At 38.1% G+C, this 24,075-nt stretch carries 23 protein-coding genes; 11 read left to right on the forward strand and 12 right to left on the reverse strand.

Features of this window, described 5'->3' with window-relative positions; genetic code table 11:
- Positions 1 to 234: 234 nt before the first annotated feature.
- The gene (locus tag ACL9RF_RS05300; RefSeq protein ID WP_422799554.1) at positions 235 to 1,635 is read right to left on the reverse strand and encodes an MFS transporter; all 1,401 of its coding nucleotides are present in this window, start codon (positions 1,633 to 1,635) and stop codon (positions 235 to 237) included.
- Positions 1,636 to 1,750: 115 nt separating this feature from the next.
- Here ACL9RF_RS05300 and ACL9RF_RS05305 point away from each other — a divergent pair, with 115 nt between their 5' ends.
- A complete protein-coding gene (locus tag ACL9RF_RS05305) occupies positions 1,751 to 2,095 on the forward strand; it encodes a winged helix-turn-helix transcriptional regulator (protein ID WP_422799555.1) in 345 nt (114 codons plus the stop codon).
- 95 nt (positions 2,096 to 2,190) lie between these two features.
- Here the strand turns inward: ACL9RF_RS05305 and ACL9RF_RS05310 are convergent, their stop codons facing one another.
- The 3 genes from ACL9RF_RS05310 to ACL9RF_RS05320 form a co-directional block, all read right to left on the reverse strand.
- A complete protein-coding gene (locus ACL9RF_RS05310; RefSeq protein ID WP_422799556.1) occupies positions 2,191 to 4,473 on the reverse strand; it encodes a TonB-dependent receptor in 2,283 nt (760 codons plus the stop codon).
- Between the two features lie 105 nt (positions 4,474 to 4,578).
- Positions 4,579 to 4,911 (reverse strand): hypothetical protein, encoded by a 333-nt coding sequence (locus ACL9RF_RS05315; RefSeq protein WP_422799557.1) that lies wholly within the window; start codon positions 4,909 to 4,911, stop codon positions 4,579 to 4,581.
- Between the two features lie 112 nt (positions 4,912 to 5,023).
- Entirely contained in the window at positions 5,024 to 6,220 is a 1,197-nt protein-coding gene (locus ACL9RF_RS05320; RefSeq protein WP_422799558.1) for a pyridoxal-dependent decarboxylase, read from the reverse strand.
- Between the two features lie 393 nt (positions 6,221 to 6,613).
- On the opposite strand from ACL9RF_RS05320, the gene ACL9RF_RS05325 reads away from it, so the two are divergent.
- Entirely contained in the window at positions 6,614 to 7,465 is an 852-nt protein-coding gene (locus tag ACL9RF_RS05325; protein ID WP_422799559.1) for an NAD(P)-dependent oxidoreductase, read from the forward strand.
- Positions 7,466 to 7,533: 68 nt separating this feature from the next.
- Here ACL9RF_RS05325 and ACL9RF_RS05330 read toward each other — a convergent pair whose 3' ends face one another.
- Positions 7,534 to 8,022 (reverse strand): GNAT family N-acetyltransferase, encoded by a 489-nt coding sequence (locus ACL9RF_RS05330; RefSeq protein WP_422799560.1) that lies wholly within the window; start codon positions 8,020 to 8,022, stop codon positions 7,534 to 7,536.
- A 491-nt stretch (positions 8,023 to 8,513) separates the two neighbouring features.
- On the opposite strand from ACL9RF_RS05330, the gene ACL9RF_RS05335 reads away from it, so the two are divergent.
- Complete coding sequence (locus ACL9RF_RS05335; RefSeq protein WP_422799561.1) at positions 8,514 to 9,341, forward strand: hypothetical protein; 828 nt, start codon at positions 8,514 to 8,516, stop codon at positions 9,339 to 9,341.
- Between the two features lie 213 nt (positions 9,342 to 9,554).
- The gene (locus ACL9RF_RS05340; RefSeq protein WP_422799562.1) at positions 9,555 to 10,355 is read left to right on the forward strand and encodes a hypothetical protein; all 801 of its coding nucleotides are present in this window, start codon (positions 9,555 to 9,557) and stop codon (positions 10,353 to 10,355) included.
- 953 nt (positions 10,356 to 11,308) lie between these two features.
- Here the strand turns inward: ACL9RF_RS05340 and ACL9RF_RS05345 are convergent.
- Together ACL9RF_RS05345 and ACL9RF_RS05350 are read right to left on the reverse strand one after the other, a co-directional pair.
- Positions 11,309 to 12,982, reverse strand: coding sequence for an FISUMP domain-containing protein (locus ACL9RF_RS05345; protein ID WP_422799563.1), 1,674 nt, complete (start codon positions 12,980 to 12,982; stop codon positions 11,309 to 11,311).
- Positions 12,983 to 13,056: 74 nt separating this feature from the next.
- Positions 13,057 to 13,197 (reverse strand): hypothetical protein, encoded by a 141-nt coding sequence (locus ACL9RF_RS05350; protein ID WP_422799564.1) that lies wholly within the window; start codon positions 13,195 to 13,197, stop codon positions 13,057 to 13,059.
- A 247-nt stretch (positions 13,198 to 13,444) separates the two neighbouring features.
- Here ACL9RF_RS05350 and ACL9RF_RS05355 point away from each other — a divergent pair, with 247 nt between their 5' ends.
- From ACL9RF_RS05355 to ACL9RF_RS05365, 3 genes are read left to right on the forward strand one after another with little or no spacing between them, the layout of a single operon-like run.
- A complete protein-coding gene (locus tag ACL9RF_RS05355) occupies positions 13,445 to 13,573 on the forward strand; it encodes a hypothetical protein (protein ID WP_422799565.1) in 129 nt (42 codons plus the stop codon).
- 9 nt (positions 13,574 to 13,582) lie between these two features.
- Entirely contained in the window at positions 13,583 to 14,374 is a 792-nt protein-coding gene (locus ACL9RF_RS05360; RefSeq protein ID WP_422799566.1) for a helix-turn-helix domain-containing protein, read from the forward strand.
- A 27-nt stretch (positions 14,375 to 14,401) separates the two neighbouring features.
- The gene (locus tag ACL9RF_RS05365; protein WP_422799567.1) at positions 14,402 to 15,400 is read left to right on the forward strand and encodes a GlxA family transcriptional regulator; all 999 of its coding nucleotides are present in this window, start codon (positions 14,402 to 14,404) and stop codon (positions 15,398 to 15,400) included.
- Between the two features lie 39 nt (positions 15,401 to 15,439).
- Here ACL9RF_RS05365 and gap read toward each other — a convergent pair whose 3' ends face one another.
- On the reverse strand, positions 15,440 to 16,438 hold the full coding sequence (gene gap, locus ACL9RF_RS05370) for a type I glyceraldehyde-3-phosphate dehydrogenase (RefSeq protein ID WP_422799568.1): 999 nt from the start codon (positions 16,436 to 16,438) through the stop codon (positions 15,440 to 15,442).
- Positions 16,439 to 16,796: 358 nt separating this feature from the next.
- On the opposite strand from gap, the gene ACL9RF_RS05375 reads away from it, so the two are divergent.
- Together ACL9RF_RS05375 and ACL9RF_RS05380 are read left to right on the forward strand one after the other, a co-directional pair.
- Entirely contained in the window at positions 16,797 to 17,480 is a 684-nt protein-coding gene (locus ACL9RF_RS05375) for a YceI family protein (protein WP_422799569.1), read from the forward strand.
- 260 nt (positions 17,481 to 17,740) lie between these two features.
- Positions 17,741 to 18,643: a hypothetical protein gene (locus tag ACL9RF_RS05380; RefSeq protein WP_422799570.1), complete on the forward strand. Its 903-nt coding sequence runs from the start codon at positions 17,741 to 17,743 to the stop codon at positions 18,641 to 18,643.
- A gap of 605 nt (positions 18,644 to 19,248) precedes the next feature.
- Here ACL9RF_RS05380 and ACL9RF_RS05385 read toward each other — a convergent pair.
- Positions 19,249 to 19,677 carry a cold-shock protein gene (locus ACL9RF_RS05385; protein ID WP_422799571.1) on the reverse strand — a complete coding sequence of 143 codons (429 nt, stop codon included), beginning with the start codon at positions 19,675 to 19,677 and terminating at the stop codon, positions 19,249 to 19,251.
- A gap of 835 nt (positions 19,678 to 20,512) precedes the next feature.
- Between ACL9RF_RS05385 and glsA the strand changes: the two genes are divergently transcribed.
- On the forward strand, positions 20,513 to 21,529 hold the full coding sequence (gene glsA / locus ACL9RF_RS05390) for a glutaminase A (protein WP_422799572.1): 1,017 nt from the start codon (positions 20,513 to 20,515) through the stop codon (positions 21,527 to 21,529).
- A 50-nt stretch (positions 21,530 to 21,579) separates the two neighbouring features.
- Here glsA and ACL9RF_RS05395 read toward each other — a convergent pair whose 3' ends face one another.
- The 3 genes from ACL9RF_RS05395 to ACL9RF_RS05405 are packed head-to-tail and all read right to left on the reverse strand — an operon-like array spanning position 21,580 to position 23,384.
- Positions 21,580 to 22,719 (reverse strand): glutathionylspermidine synthase family protein, encoded by a 1,140-nt coding sequence (locus ACL9RF_RS05395; protein WP_422799573.1) that lies wholly within the window; start codon positions 22,717 to 22,719, stop codon positions 21,580 to 21,582.
- The gene (locus ACL9RF_RS05400; RefSeq protein ID WP_422799574.1) at positions 22,719 to 23,093 is read right to left on the reverse strand and encodes a hypothetical protein; all 375 of its coding nucleotides are present in this window, start codon (positions 23,091 to 23,093) and stop codon (positions 22,719 to 22,721) included. Before ACL9RF_RS05400 ends, ACL9RF_RS05395 begins: the two co-directional genes overlap by 1 nt.
- A 3-nt stretch (positions 23,094 to 23,096) precedes the next feature.
- Positions 23,097 to 23,384: a hypothetical protein gene (locus tag ACL9RF_RS05405; RefSeq protein ID WP_422799575.1), complete on the reverse strand. Its 288-nt coding sequence runs from the start codon at positions 23,382 to 23,384 to the stop codon at positions 23,097 to 23,099.
- 192 nt (positions 23,385 to 23,576) lie between these two features.
- Between ACL9RF_RS05405 and ACL9RF_RS05410 the strand changes: the two genes are divergently transcribed.
- Entirely contained in the window at positions 23,577 to 24,050 is a 474-nt protein-coding gene (locus ACL9RF_RS05410; protein WP_422799576.1) for an OsmC family protein, read from the forward strand.
- Positions 24,051 to 24,075 lie beyond the last annotated feature (25 nt).

Raw genomic sequence — 24,075 nt, forward strand, 5'->3', positions numbered from 1 at the left:
GCAGGTTTTTAACCTGCTTTTTTATTTTTCAATGCTTTAAATTAAATATTCACGAAATAAAAATAGCATCTCTTTTAATTCCTGCATTGTAATAGAGGCTGGTGTTACAATTATAGGGTATCTTCGACCATTCCTTATTTACCAAATCATACAACACTAATTTTTAGCTATACCACAGCAAAGATTACCCACCTTCTAAGTTTATGCTTACCATAAAATACTTAAATTGAAATCTTATTTTTTGGCGGAATAGAAGCGCAATATGCCATATATCACCAAAGTCAATAAAAACATCATAAATACAATGGCCTGCGCGTATGCTGCTGAAAGCAGACTGAACCCCCAGAATACGGATTCTTCACCATGATAGTATGATCCTACGACAAAAACAACGCCTAAGCAAATAGCAATCTGCTGCACGGTAAGGTATACAGCAGAACCTACCCCGATTAAAGATGGATCTAAACTTCGTAATGCTAGGGTCATTAACGCAGGCAATACCGTACCACAACCCAGGCCATAGCCAAAAAATAGCCCGTGTAAATATTCTACCGGCACAGGATATGCATCCATAATAAAGAGATGCAAGAGTAATGTAGAAAGCATTATAGCTAAACCCGAGAGCAACACAACTTTACCGTATTTTTGAATCAGAGAGCCTGCAATAATACTGGCTAGCACATAACCAATTCCCTGATATACAAAAGCGATACCTGTTGCTGTAGAGCTAAAATTCCGAACCATTTGTAAGTAATTGGAGTTTATAATAAAGTAAGAATCTTGCACCATATAGTAGGCCAAAGCTATACCCAATCCAAGGGTAAAAGACCTATTTTTAAACAATTCAAAATTAAGCATGGGCTGTAGGTTTTGTTGAAATAATTTTTTCTGTGTTTTGAAGAAGCGAAATAATAAAATAAGCGCCAATACAAACAATAACATCAATCCTAATGGCCAGTGAAGCTCGGGCCCCACAACCAACGGAAACAACAACAACACCAGCAATAAAAACAACTGAACCATAGCTTTGTACCCCAATTTTATGGTAGGTATTGCCGCATCCTTAGCAATAAAAATAAGTGTAGCAAAAATAGCTAACGCCCCTATTGGAATATTAACCAGAAAAATAAGTCGCCAGCCTTCCTCCAACCACTTTTGATCAGGCAGAATACCCCCCAACAACTGCCCCAATACCGATGCTATACCTGCTACACTACCATAGATACCCAATGCGCGCGTCCGTTTATGCAGGTCTGGGAAGCTCAATGTTAATAAGGCGATTCCCTGCGGCACCATCAATCCAGCACTTATTCCCTGCATGAGTCTTCCTGCTAAAAGGGTAAACATATTTATCGCCATGCCACATATCAAAGACGATAACGTAAAACCCAACATGCCCAAGACATACAACTTCTTCCTTCCAAACCTTTCACCAGCCTTTCCAGCATTAATTAATAAGCTGGCATAGCCCATAATATAAAGAATGATAATCCACTGTCCGTCAGCATTCGTTATATGCAGCGCATTCTGTATACGCGGTAGCGATACATTGAGGATAAAAAGATCCAACACAAATAAAAATACTCCAATAGCGAGGATAAAAGTTTGAAATATCTCTTTGCTGTTTAATTTCATGGCTGCATTTCTAAGTTAAAAAGGTAAATTTAACCCAACAAAAACAAGCAATCAAGTAGTTTAAAATTATGTACCTGGTACAGAACTATGTACTAATATTCGTTATAAGGCAGTTATGGAAACAAAAAATAGTAAACTTTATGAAAGCTGTTGTGATATTAATGGGATATTTAAAATTATTGGAGGAAAGTGGAAAGCAATTCTCATCAAAAATATCGCTGAAGGCTGTCCAAAGCGGTTTGGCGAGTTACGCCGTGAGCTGGATAATATCACACAGACCAGCCTTTCCTTGCAACTTCGGGAACTCGAGCGCGATGGTATTATTTGCAAAAAAGTTTATGCAGAATCACCACCCAAGGTAGAATATAAATTAACTCAATTGGGGCAATCGTTATTACCTATTATAGAAGCATTGGATAATTGGTGGCAAGCCTATAAGGGCTGTGAAGAATCGCCATGAACAACAAAATAGAAGAATCGGGTTTATACTGAAACAGCACCTATCGGATTCAGGGAAAAAGCCTCTGCCGGATAGGTGCTGTTATACGATAGATATTAAAAAGAAGAAATAAACCCAAATATGATATTTCTACCCGGATTATAAACCCCCAGTGTAAGATCCTTATGATCTAACCTGCCTGGCCTTAAGCGGCTTAGCGCATCATAGTATTTTTTATTCAGCAGATTATTTCCTGAAACATAGAGCTGCAGTTGCAGTCCCATCACCTTCACCCCTGTTCCTATGGCCGCATTTAACAACGTATAACCTGCGACAGCCGTTTCAAATTCAGTATCTACACGATTTTGTTTCAAAAAATTATCTATGCCCACCTTTAAATAACTCCCGTTCCATCTCTTAAATGAAGGACTGAACTTTAAGCCATTTTTTATACGACCGGCTGGTATAAAAGGCAATGGCCTATCGAGCGTTTTATTCTTAGCATACGTATAGGAGAACAAATTTTCGAAAGTTAGCACTGGCAGAATGCGCAGGTTAAAATCGCCCTCAAAGCCAGAAAGCTGGGCATCTACCTGCCCATAACGATAAATGGCCATACCTGAACTGGTTTCATCCCCAGGTTTAGAAGATATATATATATAGTCATTAATAAAGTTAGTGTAAACGCTTAAGCTTCCGGAAAATACCCCCCGATTATAATCTACACTGATATCCGACTGATAGCTTTTCTCAGGCTTTAAGTTAGGGCTTCCAATTTCATAACGAAAAGTCCCCTCATGCTCGCCATTGGAACTTAATTCTGCCGGATTAGGAGAACGGAAGGCGTTGCCAATATTCATTTTCACGTTTAGATACGGATTGAGCTGATGCGTTAATCCCAATGCAAAGCTAACATTAGAAAAATCATTTTTATAACGATCGAAGGCTTCATCTTCCTTTATATACGGCTCCCCTTTCGTGAATCTATAATCATAACGTACCCCCGCATTCGCTGTCGTTTTAAGCCATGATTTCTTCAGATAAGCAAAAGTGCCCGTCCCTAAAGAATGGTAATCTGGCAGCAGAAACTCAGCACCCTTATTAACATTTTGCGAACCGTCGATGCTGACACCAAAAACTGGTTGCCAGCCCTGCATCTCATTTAAGCTATATTTTGCATCCATAGTAAACGTATGCAGGTCTAAGAATAAATTGGGAACAGGATTATCCATTTCCCGACGTTGGTTGTTTTGATAGCCCATATCCAACTTCAACGTTCCAGCATTAAAATGGAGTTGGTTATTCCAGGATAATTTGTAGTGGCGAATATCCTGTTTCGGAAAAGCCAGTCTACGGTTTTTATAATCAGGACGTGTAAAAGGCATACCGTCAGCATCGATATAATTTCCCTGAGCGTCGAAATCAGGTTCATAAAACCCAATATTATTTCTAAAAAAGGATGCATTAATATGCGAATACCCCCAAGATTTATTCAGGCCCAGCATGGCAGAAATATTCGTTTCATTAAAACCCGAGTTTGGAAAATAACCCCTGGGCGTTTTAAAGGAATACGCATTTTTATACGTACCTCTACCCCGCCATACAAAACCATTCCTATTTCCTGTTAACATCGCCGACGAAGAAGTTAGGCCTGCATTTGTGGAATAATTTGACAGCAACTCGCCCTTTATACGACCGTTTTCCGGAACTAAAGGTTCCAAAAAATTAATTACCCCTCCCAATGCATCCGAACCATACATCAGTGATGCTGCCCCACGCAGTATTTCCACCCGATCTGCTCCATACTGATCAACCTCAATTCCATGCTCATCGCCCCATTGATTACCTTGCTGTTTGATCCCATTATTTATGGTAACCACCCTGTTAGAAGATAACCCACGGATCACAGGTTTGGCAATAGAGGACCCCGTAGTAATGGCCGCTACACCTGGTGCAAGTTTCGCTAAGGCATCGATTATGTTTGTTGCTGGCTCTAAAAGTTGTTGCTTGTCGACCACCGTAATAGACGTACTGTTGCGCCTACTACTGGAGCTTACAATGCCAGTCGTGACTATAATCTCGTCCAAAGACACATGCGCAGCACCTAACCGAACGGATAGCAAATTTTTGACGTTAAAATCTACTTTTATGCTTTGTGTTTGATAGCCTAAGCCACTAAACTCTACCATATGCTGCCCTTTGTACCCCGCTGGAAAGCTAAAATTTCCCAACATATCGGATACAAGCTTAAGTTTTAAGTCTGGAACGGTAACCGTAATACCAGCTATTGGCTCCCCACTTTTATTATCGAGTATACGCCCAGTAAAGGAATTAGCCGACTGTGCAAAAACATCAATTACAGACGCAGCAGCTAATACGAAAAAAAATATCTTCTTCATAAATAACATAAGTACCCTATACCCTTATATAAGGTGTGTTCAAAAATGTAAAACATAAAAATAACATGGTAAAATGGCATACCTTACCACGTGTTAATCGAATAATTACATATTGGGGGGACCTCGGGTAGAAAAGGAAAAGGGAGTAGACATACTACCCATAAAATCAATAAACTCTTCCCAAGAGCTATACCAAAGTATGGGAATACGATCGAGCTTAAATTGAATTGTGGCGTCAAAAAACTCAAAAAGATAGTTTGTACTAAACGTTCGGATTTCGTTTTCACCATGATGATGCTCTGCACCTTTTTTACCGATAGGATAAAAATGACGGTGTTCGATAACCTCTCCCGATGGTAACACATGAAAATGCAAAAACACATGGCTACAAATAAGCCAATACGCATACATAAAACCGACTAAGGCCGTTTTATACATACGAATTTTACTTACTTTGGTTATAGGCACAGCCAAAGATACCAAAAGTATGAAAAGCAACAAAATTGCACTAAAGATTTAATATAATTTTAATAGGCCTTAAGCTAAATAATTAAAAACGGTAAGCTTCACGCTCAACGCGCAGATAAGCCGAAAGTACAGTGGCTAGTCTTTGTATCTTATTAAAGATACCACTAAAATAAACTCCCGAAACATTAGGGTCAAAAAACCTAATCTGCAAATAGGTTACATTAGCTTCTTGGATCCGCAGAATCGTACCATCACCGTCGATCATTAAGTATTCTCCAATGGTTGCATTTAAAAGATTAAGTTCATCCGCTGTCCAAGCAGGCAGCACATAACGAAAGCAAACCCGATTAAACTGAGCAGGAACTACAAGTTCAAAGTCAGAACGAAAACGTACATCCTGCGCAAACATATGTGCGAGATCATACAACTGCGTAACGAACAGATCCAAGCCTTTCGTACCGTAATTTTTTAAAAGGGTATAAAACTGAATATCCGCCTGGTCAAAGCTCGTACTAGCCGACAAACGTACTTCTTCTAGGCTTGCTTTTATACATAAGGACCGGGCTAAATTCATAAAATGAGCAACGGACGGCTGTGTAGTTTTTAACAGAAGAAAGTCTTTGCGTTGCGGAAATATAAATTGGCTATAAATCTCTATCCCAATAGAATCTGCATGTGCAATACCTGCAAGCTTATTCTGATAAGCAGTCGAAAAGATTGCAGCACCGGCATATAAAGCGTCAACATGAAACCAGAGGCCATAATTAGCACAAAATTGTGCCATAACCATCAGATCATCCGATGTGCATGATGTATTGGAGAGTACGGTTCCTAGGATAGCCATAACAATTTTGCCTTGACTCCTTGCTTGATTGTAATACTGCTGTAAAAGCATTTCATCTAACAGTACTGCATTAGGTAAGGGCAAAACAAATATATTTTCTTGGGGTATACCCAAAAGTTGTATAACCTTCCCCAAGTTAGCATAGGCTGCAGAAGACACAATAATAGCTTGTTTATCAACCGATACTGCATCACGCAATTTCTGCTGCGCCAACAACAATGCGGTAAGTAAGGCTAAGGTTGCCGATGTGCAGCCATGCCCTGTTGCATTTTGCAGGTATCCAATTTTTTGGCGAATCACCTGAAGTATCTCCTTTTCCAAATACGCATTTAAAGGTATATTAGGAAAGGTATCCTGCTTTAAAAAAGTTGAAATTAAATGGATTTCATTTGATTCATGCGGAGTAGACAGGCTATTCTTTACGGAGGCTTTCAATTTATGTAGTTTAAAAATTCAACTTTATACCCGAATGGCGTAGCCATAGTACAGCTACAGCAAATTTCTAGCTAAGCGCTGCGTGCAGCAAAAGTAAATAATGTATTCAGGTCTTTCATTATCCATATTTCCCGGATAAGTTAAAAACTCAGGGTATTAACTGTACAAATTTCCTGAAGAGCAGCTTTATACAGCATAAATACAGCTACATATTTTTAGGTTAGCCAACTAGCTTGATAAACTGGAACTTACAATTTTGTGTGATCAGTGTAACACACACCCTATCAAAAAAAGCAAAAAGGTTACCCACTGCTTTGGTTGAAATTCTACAGGAATATATTTTGCTTATTGCCATAATTTAGAGATATTGCTTAAACTTAAAAGCATCAGAAAATGAAAAAAATTGGATGGATAGGATTTGGAAATATGGGTAAACCCATGGCACGTAACCTTTTTAACCGTGGGCATATGCTGAAAGTATACCGGCGGCAAAACCATGGTGTGGCTGCTGAAACTGAGGCAAGATTTACGTTCACCGATTCATTAGCGGAGCTAACAAATGCGGTGGACTATATCTTTTTAATGCTCCCTGACGATACTGTATGTACAGAAATTGTAGGCAAGCTTATTAAAACTGGCTTAGATGGAAAAATAATCGTTAACATGAGTACCATCTCTGTTGCTACCGCGCAGTACCTAGCACAAACCATTTCAGACGCAGGATCTGTATATATTGAGGCACCAGTATCGGGCAGCGTAAAGCCTGCTGAGGCAGGAAATCTGGTGATTTTGGCTGCTGGACCTGAAAAGGAGGTATTGGATTTACAACCGCTCTTTGATATATTGGGGAATAAAACAATCTATCTAGGTGCTATAGGTCAAGCAGCACAGGCCAAAATTGGAATCAATTATTACATGTCGGTGCTACTGTCTGGGCTAGCAGATACCCTAGTGTTTATGGAAAATAAGGGTATTGATAATAAAAAAATGTTAGAGGTGATAAATGCGGGAGCTTGCGCCAGTAGCTTATCACAGATCAAAGGAACGGCAATTTTGGAAGAGGATTATTCCGCCGCCTTTCCATTAAAATATATGGTTAAAGATCTCCACCTTGCAAAAGATTTGGGGCTAAACTCGGCATTAAGTGCTGTACAATTGCAGGCTTATGCGGCTGCTAATACCTGCTATGCCGAGGAGGATTTAATTGCAATACACAAGTATTTCCGTCAAAAACAGCACCGCTAATAATGAAAACTACTTTCATAATAAGTTGTTAAAAAAAATAATAGCCTTAATCTTTAGAGTTAAGGCTATTACTGTGTTAATATAAACTTTTCTGTGGGCAAATTGTCCTCCACACCAACAAAAAAACTTTTAAAGTTAAACTTTTCCAATAACGATCGCGAGGCCAAATTATCGGGATCTATAATAGCAATAATAGGCATGTTTGGGTAATGTTCAGCAGCAAGGGACAACAATTCCTGACAAATCAGGGTGCCAATCCCTTTTCTTCGGTAAGCCTTTTTTAAAATATAACCCAATTCGAGCATGGACTTATCTTGGGCATAGCGTTCTAATTTACATTCGCCAATAAATTCTGTATTGTAGCCGATGAGCTTAAAATATCCCAGCTCTTCCTCTTCCTTATTTATGGCTACCATCGCATTAAATTTTTCCAATGCCTGATCAGGTGTTAAAATTTCGCCAGTAATATATTGCATAATCTCTTCATCAAAAACCAGGGTTTGAAACCATTTAAAATCATCCGCATTATACTTTATCCGAGAAATATTAAAGTCCATAAAATATCTATTAGTAGGCTTAAAAAAATAAAGATAATCAAAATAATAATTTTAACACCAGACCTTGGCATTAGCTCGGAGGGTAGTATTTACTGGTACTAAATTTAGTATTACAGTAAAATACAGTATTAAAAACTAAAAGTATAACCGAATAAAATTCGGATTTAAAAATAGAGTTAAAGAAAATTAACACACTAAATTGCTCATAATATTGTTGTACAACATTTAAAATCTCAAATCGGGTAAATCATAAACTATACTTTAAGGTAGTTTTTAAGTTTCGATTCTTTAAAAACTTAAAAATCGCCATAAAAAAGAGCTCTAAACGCTATCTTAAGCTATTTTACACCTAAATATTCAATTTATATAAGCACTTGGCTGTGCAAACTATTCTTTTGTCTAGCCTTCGCATTTATACGATATATTTATGTTTGGAACAGATCTAGAATAGCAAACATCGATGTTTACAAAATTTTAACAATTAACTAACTATGAAAAACATTAAAACCCATCCAAACAGAACATTATTTGGCAAGGTATTATTATTTACACCTATTTTATTTATTTTCGGATGTAAAAAACCTAATATAGATATTGTTAATGTCGAGGAACAGAAAGCACCACCGGATGAAATAGAAACCATAATTGAGCCTGAACGCGACAAATTCCTTATCCATAAAGGTCAATATGCAGCACGGATTAACGGAACCATATGGATGCGTCTTAACTTGGGTGCAGATCTTTCAAGTTCGAATCCAGACGCCATCCCCATGTCGCTGGAAAGACATGGGGATTATTACCAGTGGGGTCGAAAAATATCAAGTGCCAATAGTTCGTCAGATTTTACGGTTACCTTCTTTGGCGACGATGCTCCACCCAACGACGCTTGGAATGCTGGGAATGAGACGCACCCTATAAAAACAGATAATGACCCTTGTCCGCAAGGGTACCGCATTCCTACAAGGATGGAATTAGAGGATCTAATTAAATCCACCGAAACCATAAATATTGGAAAGCTTAGCCACGATTTTAGAAATTATGCTGTTGCAAAAATTTTCACGAGTAGAAATAATAACAAAGTAAAACTAACATTTCCATTCCAGGGTTATTTGACGGTTCGATATGGTCCAGATAACAACTATTTGCCTTCTGGTATATGGAATAGAGGTATTGAAGGTTATTTTTATTCAAGTAGATCGACCAATGCAACGTTTATTTCAGTATTAAAAATAACAGAAAATAATGTTTGTATAAGTAACATGACTTTTGAAAGAAAGGTTAAATTCAAAAGCGCAAATATTAGATGTGTTGCAGAGTAAAACAGATTAGCTAAATAGGGATTATCAAAATGATCCCTATTTATCCTAATCCAATGTCTCCTAAAAAATAAAATTTGCTAGCCCTGCTTTAATATTAGAAAATATGAAATAGTGGCGCAGTAAATGAACACAGTAGCACGACTAACTTGGTATGTATGTATTTTTTTAATGTTGATACCATCAAATTTTTTAATTTTTTAAACATTACCAATTATGATAACCTATAAAGCCCCCTTTAGAAAAATTTTGTGCACAAAGCTATCTATTCTTTTAGGCTTGCTCATTAGCATTTTTGCCTGTAATAAAAAGGAAGATGCATCCGATACAAGTACAGCAAACAAAAAAAGGGATAGATATTTAATACATAAAAATATTCCTGCTGCGCAAATCGACGGGTTGATATGGATGCGCCACAACCTGGGAGTGGATACAAAATTAGAGCCCAATCCAAAAAAAATCGATTCTAAATGGCATGGTAATTATTACCAGTGGGGACAAAAAAAACCTTCTGGAAATGGGGTGGCAAATAAAGCGACATTCTTTAATCCCAGCAATAATCCGCCAAATAATACTTGGAACGCAGGTACGGAAGAAAAACCCATAAAAACCAGTTCTGATCCTTGTCCAGATGGCTATCGTATACCAACAGTACTTGAGTTTGAAAGACTCATTAAGGCTACGAAAACGGTAAATTTAGGAACCTTCAAAAGTTTGAACAGCAATTTTGGAGCAGCCAAATTGTTTGTGAGTAAAACGGATAAACAGATATATCTCACCTTTCCAATTCAGGGTTTTCTAAAGGTAAATCATCAAGAAGTAAATGAGCCTCCTTATACTGATCGCGGTGTAACGTCAAGAGGTTATGCAAGTTACTACTTTTCAAGCTTTTCATCAGACAGTCATTTTATTCGTGAATTGTTTATAAATCAAGGAACAACCCTGTCCATAACCCCTGGGGATAGAAAAAATTACGCTAAAGCAAATAGTTCAACGATTCGTTGTATTGCAGAATAATCTTGGAATAAGGATGTGATAAGCTAATGTCCACTGGAAAGAATAATTACGTAAATTAAATGCCATTAAGTATAGCGCATTTTAGCATAATTTTTATGCAGAACTAATTTTTGTGTAAATAAGACGAGCAAATAAACGTTAAATTTTATTAGGCTGCTGGCTACAGGTGCAATACACAATAATGGCATTTAATTTAAAAATAAATCTGTTATGGCTAAAATAACGGTTAGAAGTAATAAGAAAACCGTTATTAGCCATAATTTATGTAGTTTGATAATATTCATTGATAATAAGAATAATCTTAATTTTTTAATAAGTTTCAAAATTCGTAAAGTTTCTACTAAAAATTAAACTTCTGAAAGATTTACCTATTATCCATGATTAATTAATGAATAACTTAAAAAAAACTATATATGTAGTTTAATAATTACAAATCGTATCATAATGTTTTAGATATAGGCTGTATACTACGGATGGTCTATACCCTAATGAATTGGACATAATGACACTATGTCTTAGTATATCAACCTGTTATCGATGGATTCATAGGTCATATCAACCAATATGGGTACATTTTGCGTAGTAAACTAAATAAAGCCAAAAGGAATTTGCGTACTATCAAGTCGTATTCTCTAGGATTATAAATAGCGACTCGTATTCACGCGGCATTGGAACGCTGGAGAAAGCAGAAATTTAAGGGAAGTATGAATGCCAGTTACCCCGAATACATCCATTGATACTGTTAAGAAAATGTATGGTATCGCTTGTCTCGAATATTGTTTAATACAAAAGCCGTCTCTTCAAGGAGACGGCTTTTAATTTACCATTATCTACCAAATAATGAATAACTAGTGTATTAATAAGCGTTAAAATCAAAAATAACTAACCTGTAGAACAACTAAAAAAGGGAACCCGTAAAGGTTATGTTATTTAACTTTAAACTCGCCCATTTTTTACTGACGTATACAACGAACATTTAAGGCGAAATTACGGTTACCCGTTCCAAAGCCGGTGCTAGCGCCGTTATCTGCATCTGTAAATATGGTACGAATAGATGTATTTGCCGGGTTATTTACGATGCTTGCAGTCCAATAAACACCACGCAAGGATCTGTCTGTTAACGCCTTACTGCTACCATCAAAATAACCTGCAACAGGGAATGTAAGTTTAACATTATAATCGCGTTTACTACGCAATACCTTCGCATTCGAAAATGCCGACCCATTGGCGGTGTTATTTGTTCTCCAGCTGTTACCTATATTGTCTGAACTTAAGGCAGTAGTATTGGCGATTAAATCATCCCAATCTTCCTTTGTTGGAACCTTCCAGCCTGTTGGGCATGGATCATTTCCTGTTTTCAGATTTCCCCAGGCCGTCGCAATAGGATTAGTGCTGCGCCAGTTCCTGGAACTATTTGCGCCTACCATATCTGCATCCCCGACATCGATGCTCGCCCCCCATTGGTAGTAATTACCGACTAATCCTTTGGCAGCTACATCTGGATTTAATGCCGTATTGGCCCCCAGGTTATAACGCATCCAAATTTTATTATTTATTTTTACTGCAGGATAGATGCTGTTATTGATGGCAACGTCTAAATTTTCATCCAGCCTAACATTCGGTTTAAAATTCAAGACTAGCGTATAGTTTTTTCCTGGACTTATGGCTAGGTTTTCGACAATACTAGCTACATCCTTCCGCAATGGTCCTATGGTAATAGCCCCAATGCTCAGCCGTCCATTATTAATATTGTTATTTACAATAACTGGAGTTGAAGTCACAATGGCTTCATTGAGTTGAGGAAACAGCAGCGGCACCGTATTCGAACTGCCAGAAGCACTGATTATACCCGTTTGGAAATTAGCTGTTGCCGCAGATCTGGTTGATGCTATACTGCTATTGCCAACTGCTGTAAACTTATAACCATTGGTATATGAAGCATCTAGTACAATGGTAAAGCTGCTTAATTTATGCTTAAAAATAATATTAAGGTTGTTATTTGTCGACGACAAGTTTACCAGGCCCGAGTTGAACAACATAAAGTCTTCCTTCGCATCCACAGGGAATGCTGTATTAATTTTTGTGCCCTTTAGATTTACCGCAGCCAATGTATTTGTATTATTGGAATAGGCAACAAAATAATATTGACCTGAGGTTAATGTAAATTCACCCCCATCTTCTAAATTTACAGCACCGGAACTATTGATGGTATAAAATTTATCTTCCATATAGTTTCCATCTTTATCGTAGACCACTAAACGGAATTTGACCACTCTTTGAATAGGCGTCTGCACGATTGCGGCTTTATTGCCAGAACTAGCCTTGGTTAAGGTCCTGTTTTGGGAATCTGAATTTATAGCAGCTGTAGTTAATAAGGCTTCAATAACATAGTCGTCATTGAACGGAATGTCTTCCAGGTACAAGTAATCTTGTTTTGCATTACTTTTTACAGCAGCTCTATTTAAGCCATTATTATTCGAGCTTAAATTATCAAACTCTTCTGTCGCTGCAGAAACTTTTAGCGACACGATACCCTTTTCTTCCAAACTGCTTTCGCTTTTCTGGCATGCGTTCATTAAAACGGCCAAAAGAACCAAAACAGCGGTATTTCGAATTTTAAAAATCATATTTTTTTTTAAATGTTTAACAAAACTGTAGGGAGTTCCAATTTGCGGCAGGCAAAGGGATGCTTACCTCCAAATTACCAATCAAAATTTTCTTGACGCTCTTCATGTTCCCATTCCTCTTCAATGGAACCCGATGGGTTGGTCGGTAAAACTTTAGTAGCCGATCCCGCGGCAAAAGTATTTTCGCTTTCAATTCTTAGTATAGTTATACGCATAGGACTATACTTAGCTTTCCTAGAAGGAAACTTTATTAATTTTTGTTTATTCATATTACAGATGTTGGTATGGTAATCCCCGGTCGACTCCAAAAAAGAGCAACAAAAATTAGTAGTTACACATGTAAACTATTTATTTCTTAACCAAGGCTTCAAAAGCACTCAAAGACCATTGAGCATTATTAAAGTCCATATTATTAATTCTTAAACGCGGCGCAAAGTTATTGATTAGACAACTATAACAGCTATGAAAAATGGAAAAAATACTTTGAATATAGGAAATGCAATGACAAGAATATTAATTGTAGCGAAAATACTACACAGTGAATTACAACAATCTTTTGCACCTTTGTACGGTTTGATACGTACAGCATAAAACAGTAAAATGACAGAAAAGCAGTATCTTTTATTTAGCGGCCATGAGGTATCGAAAGAAATTTCAGCAAATCCCGTATTCGTTAATTTTTATGAATTTTTACTTGTTGTCAAGACAGTATTAAAAGCCAATGGAAGTTATACCATGAAGGTATATTTTACGGCTGCAAAAAAATTAGACCAAAATCACATTTTCCTGCAGGCAGACTATCTTTTCTTTAATAGCCCCCTATTATCCCCGATTTTTTTTAAAACTATTTTTAAAAACAGGAAGGGAACACAGTATGAGTTTTCCATTACTGCAGCACAGGCAAATTACTTAAAACAGGTTATAAAAACCATTAGCACCCATACCCCTACTTGCAAAAGACGGTATGAAGATTTGTTTGTTAAGAGTACCTTAAACCATTTGCTCCTATATTTTATTACGGTTGTCGAAAATAACAACAAAATACAGTTTTCAAAGAAAAACACCAACAGCATAAAAAACACTGTTGTACAACGCTTTAACAAACTTTTAAAACAGCATTATAAGACGGAGAAAAAATTAGACTTTTACACCGATTCCTTAGCCATCAGCAGCCGTACCTTAGCCAACTACAGCAAGGCTGTAACCGGGAAAAGTCCAAAGCAATTGATGGACGATTATATTGTAGCAGAAGCCGTATATCTACTCCAAAATACCGATTGGAGTGTCAAGGAAATAAGTATAGAATTAGGCTTTAATGAAGTAAACAATTTTTACACCTTTTTCAAAAAACACCTTAAATCTACGCCTAAAGCCTTCCGCGAGAAACGGTAAATTACCGCTATTTGTTATATTTACCATATGATAAATTCTGGCACAGATGGTAGTAAACATATCGTCATTCTTGTTCCCCCACAAACATCTATTTTGGATGTTGCAGGTCCGTTGGAGGTATTTTCCAAAACTACCGAATACCTACGTATGGCAGATCCTACCCGACCAGATTATTATTGTATTCACCTGATCTCGATGAGTGCCTGCCTCATGCTGCCGAGCAGCTCGGGGATGCCTATCGTTTGTGAAGGTACATTAGATAGCATTCATTACCCTATTAACACGGTCTTAATAGCCGGACGAGGAGGTTATAGAAATGGAGCCCCTACCGAAATAGTGCAGTGGTTATGTGCTATTTATACTAAGCAGCCTGAAGTTCGTATCGGCTCCATATGTGCCGGTGCATTTATCCTAGCGCAAGCGGGATTGTTGGATGGCAAAAAAGCAACTACACATTGGCAGCTTTGGGATACACTTGCCGAACAATATCCCAAAATAACGGTAGAAAAAGACCCTATTTATGTCAAACAAGGTCGTATATATACCTCGGCGGGCATCTCTACCGGCATAGATCTATCCCTAGCTTTGGTAGAGGAAGACCTCGGAAAGGAAATCGCGATAGAGGTATCTAGAGTTTTAGTGCTTTACCTTAAACGCCCAGGTAACCAATCGCAGTTTAGCAATATTCTACAGACACAAAAAACGGATTATAAGCCGGTGGCTGATAGTATAACCTGGATTCAGGAAAATTTAAATCGTGCTATTACCATTGATTTTCTGGCCGAAAGGGCAGCTATGAGCAGCCGAAATTTTTCACGCGTTTTCTACCGTGAAACCGGAATTACGCCTGCGAAATTTATTGAAAAGAGTCGTGTAGAATGGGCTAGAAGAAGGTTGGAGGAATCGAATTTATCACTGGATGAAATTGCTGTGGAGTGTGGCTTAGGCAATGCAAATGGCTTGCGGCGACTCTTTAATCGTCACCTGCAAACCACGCCCGGTGTTTACCGGAAAAACTTTAGTTAGCTACTTGCAGCATGCTATGCTGGCTTAACATGCCTATTTTTATATTTTTGCGAAGTATAATAGGGTACGTATCATTTGAGAAACAAACGACATTTCATTATCATACCAAGCTACAGTCTTTACAAGTTGCCGGCCTGGCGCACCTACCACATTTGTTTGGGTGGCATCGAATAGTGATCCGAAATTACAACCCACAATGTCGCTGGATACGAGCTCTTCTTGGGTGTAACCAAACGATTCATTGGCATGTTTTTTCATGAGTTCATTTATTTCCTGTGTGGTTGTATCTTTTTCCAATAGGGTGTACAACTCCACTACAGATCCGGAATGTACGGGCACCCTTTGTGAAGAGCCATCCAACTTTCCCGCTAGCGCGGGTATGACCAACCCGATGGTTTTGGCAGCGCCCGTTGTATACGGAATAATACTATCGGCTGCGGCTCTGGATTTCCGGAAGCCATTTTTAGGATCCGGAACATCCATCAGGGGTTGTGAATTGGTATACGCATGGATGGTGCTCATCTGTCCTGAAACGATGCCATACTCCTTATGTAGTATATCGGCCAGGAGTGCTAAACAATTCGTTGTACAAGAGGCTGCACTTATCAGCATGTCATCTTTCGTTAGGGTGCTGTGGTTTACATGGTAAACAATTGCTTTGACATCCTTGTCGGAGGGTGCTGAAATTACAACTTTTTTAGCCCCGGCTTTTAGATGTAATGATGCCTTTTCTTTTGTTTCAAAAATCCCGGTACACTCCAGGACCACATCAACATCCAGTTTCTGCCAGGGCAAGTCTTCCGGATTACGCTCCGCAAATACGGGTATCGTTTGTCCTTGTATGCGTAAAGCTTCTTCATTACTACTAACATCTTCTGCGAAAACGCCTTGTATCGAATCGTATTTAAACAAATACGCTAACATTTTCGGACTGCTTAAGTCGTTTATGGCAACAACCTGTACTTCTGCATTATGAATTAATTTTCGAAGGGCCATTCTTCCGATTCTACCGAATCCATTTATTGCTACTTTAATCATGGTATGTTATATTTTATAGCGACTAAGGTAGTTAATACGGTATATGTCTCAAATGACAATATTCATTCAATTTAAGACAATATAAATAAAATGTACTTGGTCTTACTGCCTTAGATTTAGGACATATGCCCGTTATTTCCTATCCAAAATAGGCTGCCGGGCGTGTACCTATTTTTTCGTTCATGGTATTGCATTTATTTTCGTAATTTCAACATTACAAGCATAATACCTGGCGCATAATAAAATTTGGGAAAGTGACTTGGCGGAATAAATTGGGGGTAGCAGTAAACTATTTGCCTCCAACCTTTGTTTATTTACTAATGCAATACAATATATTCATAACTTAATAGTCTAAAAAATGAAAAAACAATTAATCTCAGGACTGGCACTTATTTTATTATTCGCATCATGTCAAAACTCTTCCGGCGATAAAGCCGCTACAAATACAGCGCAGGAGGTGTCTGAACACAAAGGTGAAAACTATGCGTTGGAAACAGACAAGAGTACCATCAAATGGACTGGCTATCATAAAGGTGGCTTGAACCCACGTTATGGCATTTTAAAGAGTGAAGGAACACTTTCCGTTGAAAACAATCAACTTACAGGTGGAACTTTTGTTATCGACATCAATTCTATCGTTACGGATACTAAATCTGTGGATCCTGCAACCTCAGGTGGAAAAAAAGCGTCGGACTTAGACACACATTTGAAGAGTGCTGATTTCTTTGATACCGAAAAGTATCCTTCAGCAAAATTTGAAATTACCAGTGTAAAACCTTTTGACGGTGAGCTGGATAAGAGTAAAATCGATGGCGCAACAAATACAGTTAGTGGTAATTTGACCATTAAAGATAAAACTGTAAATGTCACCTTTCCCGCAAAGGTTACCCTTTCTGGTGATGAAATAACCTTTTACTCCAAATTTTCTATTGAGCGACAAAACTGGGGCCTAACTTATGGTACCGAAGGTAGCCCGGAGGATTGGATGATTGCTAAAGATATTGACCTGGAGATTAATGCTACAGCAAAAAAAACAAACTAAGGCTCAATAATTTATTGATGCACAATACAGTATTCCAGGCTATAGATTTACTATAGCCTGTTTTTTTTTGAGTTGAATGCCTGTATATAATAAGCTGGATTTATTGTTATTGCTAAAGAAGAGATAAGGGTTGCCTTGCCATTTATTTTGCCCCTATACTTGGATTAATGCTGTTCAGCGTAGGATTTTTATTATAGTATTATAAAAAATGACTATTTTAGTGGAAAACCCGTAATGACCAAGATTAATCTTATACTTTTATGATGCGCTATTCTTTTCCACGTTATGCATTTCTTATCCTTAGTAGCATAATTCTGTTGTTCGGTTGCACGGCACAGCCATTGGAGGAAATCTATCATGTTAAAAATGAGCAAGATGATCTCAAGGAACTTATATTATCCAGCACCGATAATGGTGACCAGGAAGTTGTTACGGATCAGTTGACCTATGCGTTAGAGGTGCTGGAGGGAAATGGGGATTATACAGCCTCTATATCGGAGTTTGATGGAGATCCAGACGCAAAGGTTACCTTCGACAGAAATAGAATAACGGTGGATATCCTTTCTCTTCGTAGTGTATTGGTAACGATTACGGATAAAAAAAAGCAAAAGGCTTCCTTCCGTGTCCGGTCAACGCATCCTTCTTTACATGTTCCTAATTTCAATACGCATGTTGAAATTGGCGATAGCATTATACGAAATGATGTTCAATTTGGAGCTGGTGGCCCCTATACGCTTACCCATATCCGGGGGGATGCTGCTGATGCGGTCATGGTAAACAATGGTATTAAGGTGGTAGGAAAAAAATATGGGAATACCTATTATAAGATCGCAGATAAGCGTGGAACCGTCACAAGATTTGATGTTATCAATCCGCTAAACATTAGTTTAACCGATGATTTTCTACGGCTGGAGCTGAATAATACTATGACAACGTGGATTAATTTAGGAGGTTTAGGAGGTGTAGGGTGGATTATAGACAATTCTTTTGGTGCTGTTATTCAGAATTTACGAATTATCCGGTTGATTGATTCGAGCACTTTGCAACCTGTAGATTATGAGTCTTTATATATAGAAACTTCTGATCATGCCAAGGGTATGGAAACTATTTATTTAAAACACGAGTCGGGTAAAACTGCTGTAATCCAAGTGCAAATTAAATAAGCGGTATCTTAAACCTGTCTTTCCGTAATTAGATTTTGTTGCCTGTTGTATGTGGTATTTGGCATCCTGCTGCGGGAAAGCCGGGCTCGGCCATGGCGCAACTTGCTCTTGTTGGGCTACGCAGTATATGGCTTTATGTGTAGCTTACGCTGCCTTTTCCGGGAGGTTAGCTAGGCTTTCCTAAGCCAAGAGATCCTATTTTTGCATTTTAACCCATGTTACATAGACTGCATTTCTATGTAACGAATTGGCTACAATTCTTTTTTTTATCCTTACAACACTGCGTAGCGCTTGTTATTATTGTACTACAGTGATCATCGATTACCAAAATCAATTAGCCAAGTATATATATAAATTGCATGGTGGCGGCCTAATTTTGGCAGCCACTTTGTTTTTATAGCTTACGTAAGGGGTATCCAAATCCTGTAAGAGTGTATCAATAATTTATCCTACTTCCATAACACCCCCCCCCACCTCTCAACCCTAAACCCTAAACCCTCACCGTTACAAAAAAATTTCCACCTAAACTAAAGCAAAAAAAATAGCTACCCTACGGATAGCTATTTAACATAATATTTTAATCTTAAAACTTGTAAAAATATAGGTTATATCTTTTCGACAAATGTAATCTGGTTTCCTTGCTTAGAACGTGTAAATTGATATTTAACTTTTTGATTAACCGCTAATACCATGCCCGCTAATCTATCGTTAAAGTATACAGTTTCTAGGGATTCGTTATCACGAATAAAGCCGTATTGACCAGTCTCGTTGTAGTAGGAAACTTTTCCAAATAAAAATTCGTCTTCGGTGGTATCAATACGTTGGAGGTCCTCTTCTTTAAAAACGTATTTTTTAACAGGTGGAGTATCTGAGATATTACCAAATTCATCGACATAAGCAAACATCTCTTCCAATGTTTTTCCCTTGTCGTTATTGGATTTGCTTAGATTTTTTTTCTCCAGCTTCTCCTGTTTTTTGATTTGCCTTTTTTTTGTTAGTTCTTTCTTCTTGAATGTAAGTTGACTTTTAGCCATTTAATAAGTTTAAATATGAATAAATAAAGGAGGGAGATAGATTCTTAGAAAAGCAGAATGGCTTGGCGATAAGAATTAAAGTGCCTCAATAGATTTTACAAAGATACATAAAATTATTCATAATTAATAGGTTACTCGTTATTATGTAGTCTTTCCTACCTTTAATTGTCTTAAAGCACTTTTTTTGAAAATTAATGGCAGTCGTTTTAATCGGGTAAAGCTTGTGTTATGACTCCTACCCTCACCTTATTGCTGCATTTTTAGCGTTTATGAACGGTCTTGAACTACGCGCCGAAGTTGCTGCACTACTATATTCGCCAAAACCAAACCAAAATGTTTTATTTGGGTATCTATGTAATGAAATAATGGTAAAAATATTTGGCGCTTTTTTCCTATTTTTTAGGTCTATAAATTCTTCTTGATGCGCATAAAAGAATAGCTATAAGCATAGGATTAACCTTCAAATTTTTCGAATTCCTCCAGTATTCTTGTGGCAATGAAACTGTTTACAATAAAGAGTGACGTAAATCAATTTTATTTTTTAGGCATGGGTGCTTTTTCATTACGGGAATGGTTTATGCGTACTCTGGGCTTTGAAATGGTTAGGCCTTTTACTGCTGTAGATATTATTTTTTAACCCTGCTAAAACAATAAAACTTTGCTGTTGTATGGTTTATAGCGATTTTAAGTTTTGGCCTACACGTACTCCTTTATAAATACGGAGATACCCTACTGTTATGCGGGCCGTTCCTGGCTTATGTGAAATTACAATTCCATTTAGGATTCTCTTAAAATTAAAATCCGTAATATTGACCAGAATAATTATAAATCAATTATGCGTAAAAAGTTAATATATTGTAAAACGTTCTGCAGTATTTTTATGGCTAGCCTTGTAGGATTTCAGCATAACGCTGTTGCCCAATCCGAAAGCAATGCTACAACACTATCCACATCCAACCTGCAAACCATTTTAGAAAATAATCGGAGCTATTACATGTACGGTAAAGTTGCCGACTATATTCCGGAATTAGGAAAAGCAGATCCTAAAGGCATAGCACTGGCCTATATCGATAAAACTGGTCAACAATGGAGTGTAGGCGATGTGAAGCAAAAATTTACCCTGCAAAGTATTTCGAAAACCATTGCTTTAATGCTCGCTATACTGGAAAATGGGGAAAAAAGTGTATTCGATAAAATGGGGTATTACGGTTCTGATAAACCTTTTAATCACTTTGCGAATTTAGAAACTACAGGCAAACCCTTAAACCCTATGATGAATGCCGGGGCAATTTTAACGACGTCCATGATCAGTGAGCATGGCGAAGTAGCCTTCGAAAAAATCCTGAATTTAGTACGCTTTATTTGCAATAACCCGAGCATAAACTATAATTCCGATGTTTACCATTCGGAGAAAGAAACCGGAAACCGCAACCGGGGCCTGTTTTACCTATTAAAGAATGCGGGTTTAATCCATGGAACAGAAGCGCAACTGGACAGCTATTTTAAGCAATGCTCGATTGAGGTAACGGTTGAGGACCTGGCAAAAATTGGTTATTTTTTTGCCAATCAATGTGTCCGATTTGATGGCGATCGTACCTACCATAATACGGAGCTGTCCCGGATTATTCAATCGCAAATGTTGATAGCAGGCATGTACGAATTTAGTGGCGAGTATGCACGTACCGTGGGTTTACCGAGTAAATCTGGTGTCGGTGGGGGTATTATTGTATCGGTTCCAAACCGAGGTGGTATAGGCGTTTATAGCCCCCCATTAGACCAGCATGGCAACTCCTTGGCGGGGTACCATATGTTGATAGACTTTGTTAAAACCTATAATTTAAGCCTATTTTAGTCGAATTTGCTTCTACAATACGCTAACTTCTACAGCTAGCGTATTGTAAACTATTTTATAATATGCGGAACAAATCTACTCTTATCCGTAGTAATGGGCATATCCGATTCACGAAAGGATATTCCACAAGACTCCTGTCCAATCAGCCAGCTTCCAATAATTGAAAAACCGCTGTCTTCCCGATGTAAGTTGGCCAATTCCTGATAAACATACCCTTCAGCACCATACGCTCCTTCCGTAGCATAAATAAGCTCATTATTATAATAAAGTTCTACATTAGCCCCTTCCCGAGCCAGAATAGGTTTCTTAACATAATGCTGCAGATGCGAAGGTCGTTTAAAATACGCCGCCAGAAGGTGTGGATGATTCGGGAACAATTCCCAAAGGATTGGAAGTATAGCTTTATTAGACAGCAACATCTTCCAGGATGGCTCTATCCATTGTGTTTTTAATACGTCATTTATGATATGGACCGCAAAATCCTCCCTGCTTAACCATTCCCAAGGATAAAGCTTAAAAATAGACCTTATCGGCCTATCCTCCAAATCAACAAAATTAGCCCCATTCCAACCTATATCATCGATGTATACCAAATCTGTTGCTATACCTGCTTGAATTGCTGTATCGCGTAGGTACTCTACATTTGTTAAATCTTCTAAAGTCTCCTTCGCACAGGCGAAGTGCAGCAAATCGCCTTTTAAAAAAGGTTTTAGCATTTTCCAACTGGCAATCAGTTGTTCGTGGATACTATTGAACTGATCGGTTAATTCGGGGAAATAATGCTTTTTCCAATACCATTGTACAATCCCCGTTTCAAATAAGGAGGTGGGTGTATCGGCATTAAACTCAAGCATTTTCAAGGTTTGCGCTGCAGCATCATAAGCGAAATCAAAACGCCCATATATGGAGGGTTCATCTTGCTCCCAGGACCGCTCTATATGATGGATCATAAAGGCTGGAATATGGAATGGCGCATAGTGTTTGTTTTGAATAATATATTCTACAGCAGCAAGACACATCTCCCACAGCTCGTTCGTAGCGGTATACAGTAGATCTGCCTCCTTGTTTGTTATTTCATAGTAATAATCATCTACCCAAAATGGGACGCCATCCAGGCTATGATACCCAAAGCCAATACCCTCCAACCGCGTCTTCCAGTTGGGGTCCAAACGTACTTTTTTAACCTGCATTAAGATCCTGAGGTATGTGTTGAGGAATTGTTTACCGTTTTACCAAAACCACCACGCTGCGCTTTGAAAGCGGCCGCTTTACCGGCATTGGTGCCCGACACTGAATTTGGATGTAGGCTGTTATTGGCATAACCTAACATGCCACCCATATGGCGAAATGCCATAAACCATAATAGTGAAGAGCCCATTCCTCCGGCATGCATCGATGAGTTGCGGTTATAATTATCCGTTACTTCCGTATAAGCAGCGGTTGAATCGGCACGCATAAAAACACGCTGCTTGGAATCATCTGCAGTAGGAACTGCCTGACCGCAAGAGGCCAATACAGACGTTATTAATACGAGTTGTATATTTTTAGATGCTTTTTTTCTCATATTTTATTGAACAGTTACAAAAATCGGAACATGCCGTAAGGAGCTTGTGTCCGTTGAATTCCATGTTTGTGGCTTCGCCGCAGTTATCAAGGTATCCACTTTTTGGGCTACATTTTCACCGTTATACCAAATATTCTGTTTCGTTATATGGAGAATGGAATCTCCTTTTTCAAGGGTCGTCAAGGTCACCTCGCGTGCAGACTTCTTATCCAGCTGTTCCAGATTTTGTGTTTGCTCGCTGTTACAACTCCACATCAATAACACTGCAAAAAGGGCTAAATTATATTTCATCACCTGTAATAATACAATTTTTTATCTGCTATATCGAATTTAAAGTGCAAAAAACACCCGGTATTCTACATTTTAAACGCTTACAGCCCTATATTTTACATTTTAACAGTAAAAATTAGGACCTACCTTTACCACAAAAATTAGTATCGCCTTCCTGAAAAAACCATAAAATTATTTAGTTTTAACGGATATATGACTTTAAAACATTATTTCAAGGCGCATTTAGCATGGCTTTTTAAAACGCCTGCATCAGACCGCTCAAAGCGGCAGTATACCAAGAGCCACACCTTACAAATCGATGGCAAGGTCGATTTACATGTATCGGCAGCAAAAGCCTTTAAAGGCGACCCATCTTTACACAATCCGGAAGATTTGCTGTTAAGTAGTTTAATGTCTTGCCATATGATGTCGTACCTTTATGTTACATCCCAACATAGTATCGATATGGTAGCCTATAGCGACCAAGCGGAGGCAATTTTAGAGAGCTACACGGATGGTAGCGGAAAGATTGTACAGGTAAATTTAAACCCTATTGTTAAGCTGGCCGATGCTCAACAAATAGACCTTGCCCTATCCCTGCACCAGGAAGCCCATAGGCTATGCTTTATTGCCAACTCATGCAACTTTAAAGTGGAGATTAGTCCGCGCTGTATCCTGATAGCCTGATCTTCCCTTACAACAAAATAGCTGC

The sequence above is a fragment of the Sphingobacterium sp. Mn56C genome (assembly GCF_049319645.1).
Taxonomy (GTDB): Bacteria; Bacteroidota; Bacteroidia; order Sphingobacteriales; family Sphingobacteriaceae; genus Sphingobacterium.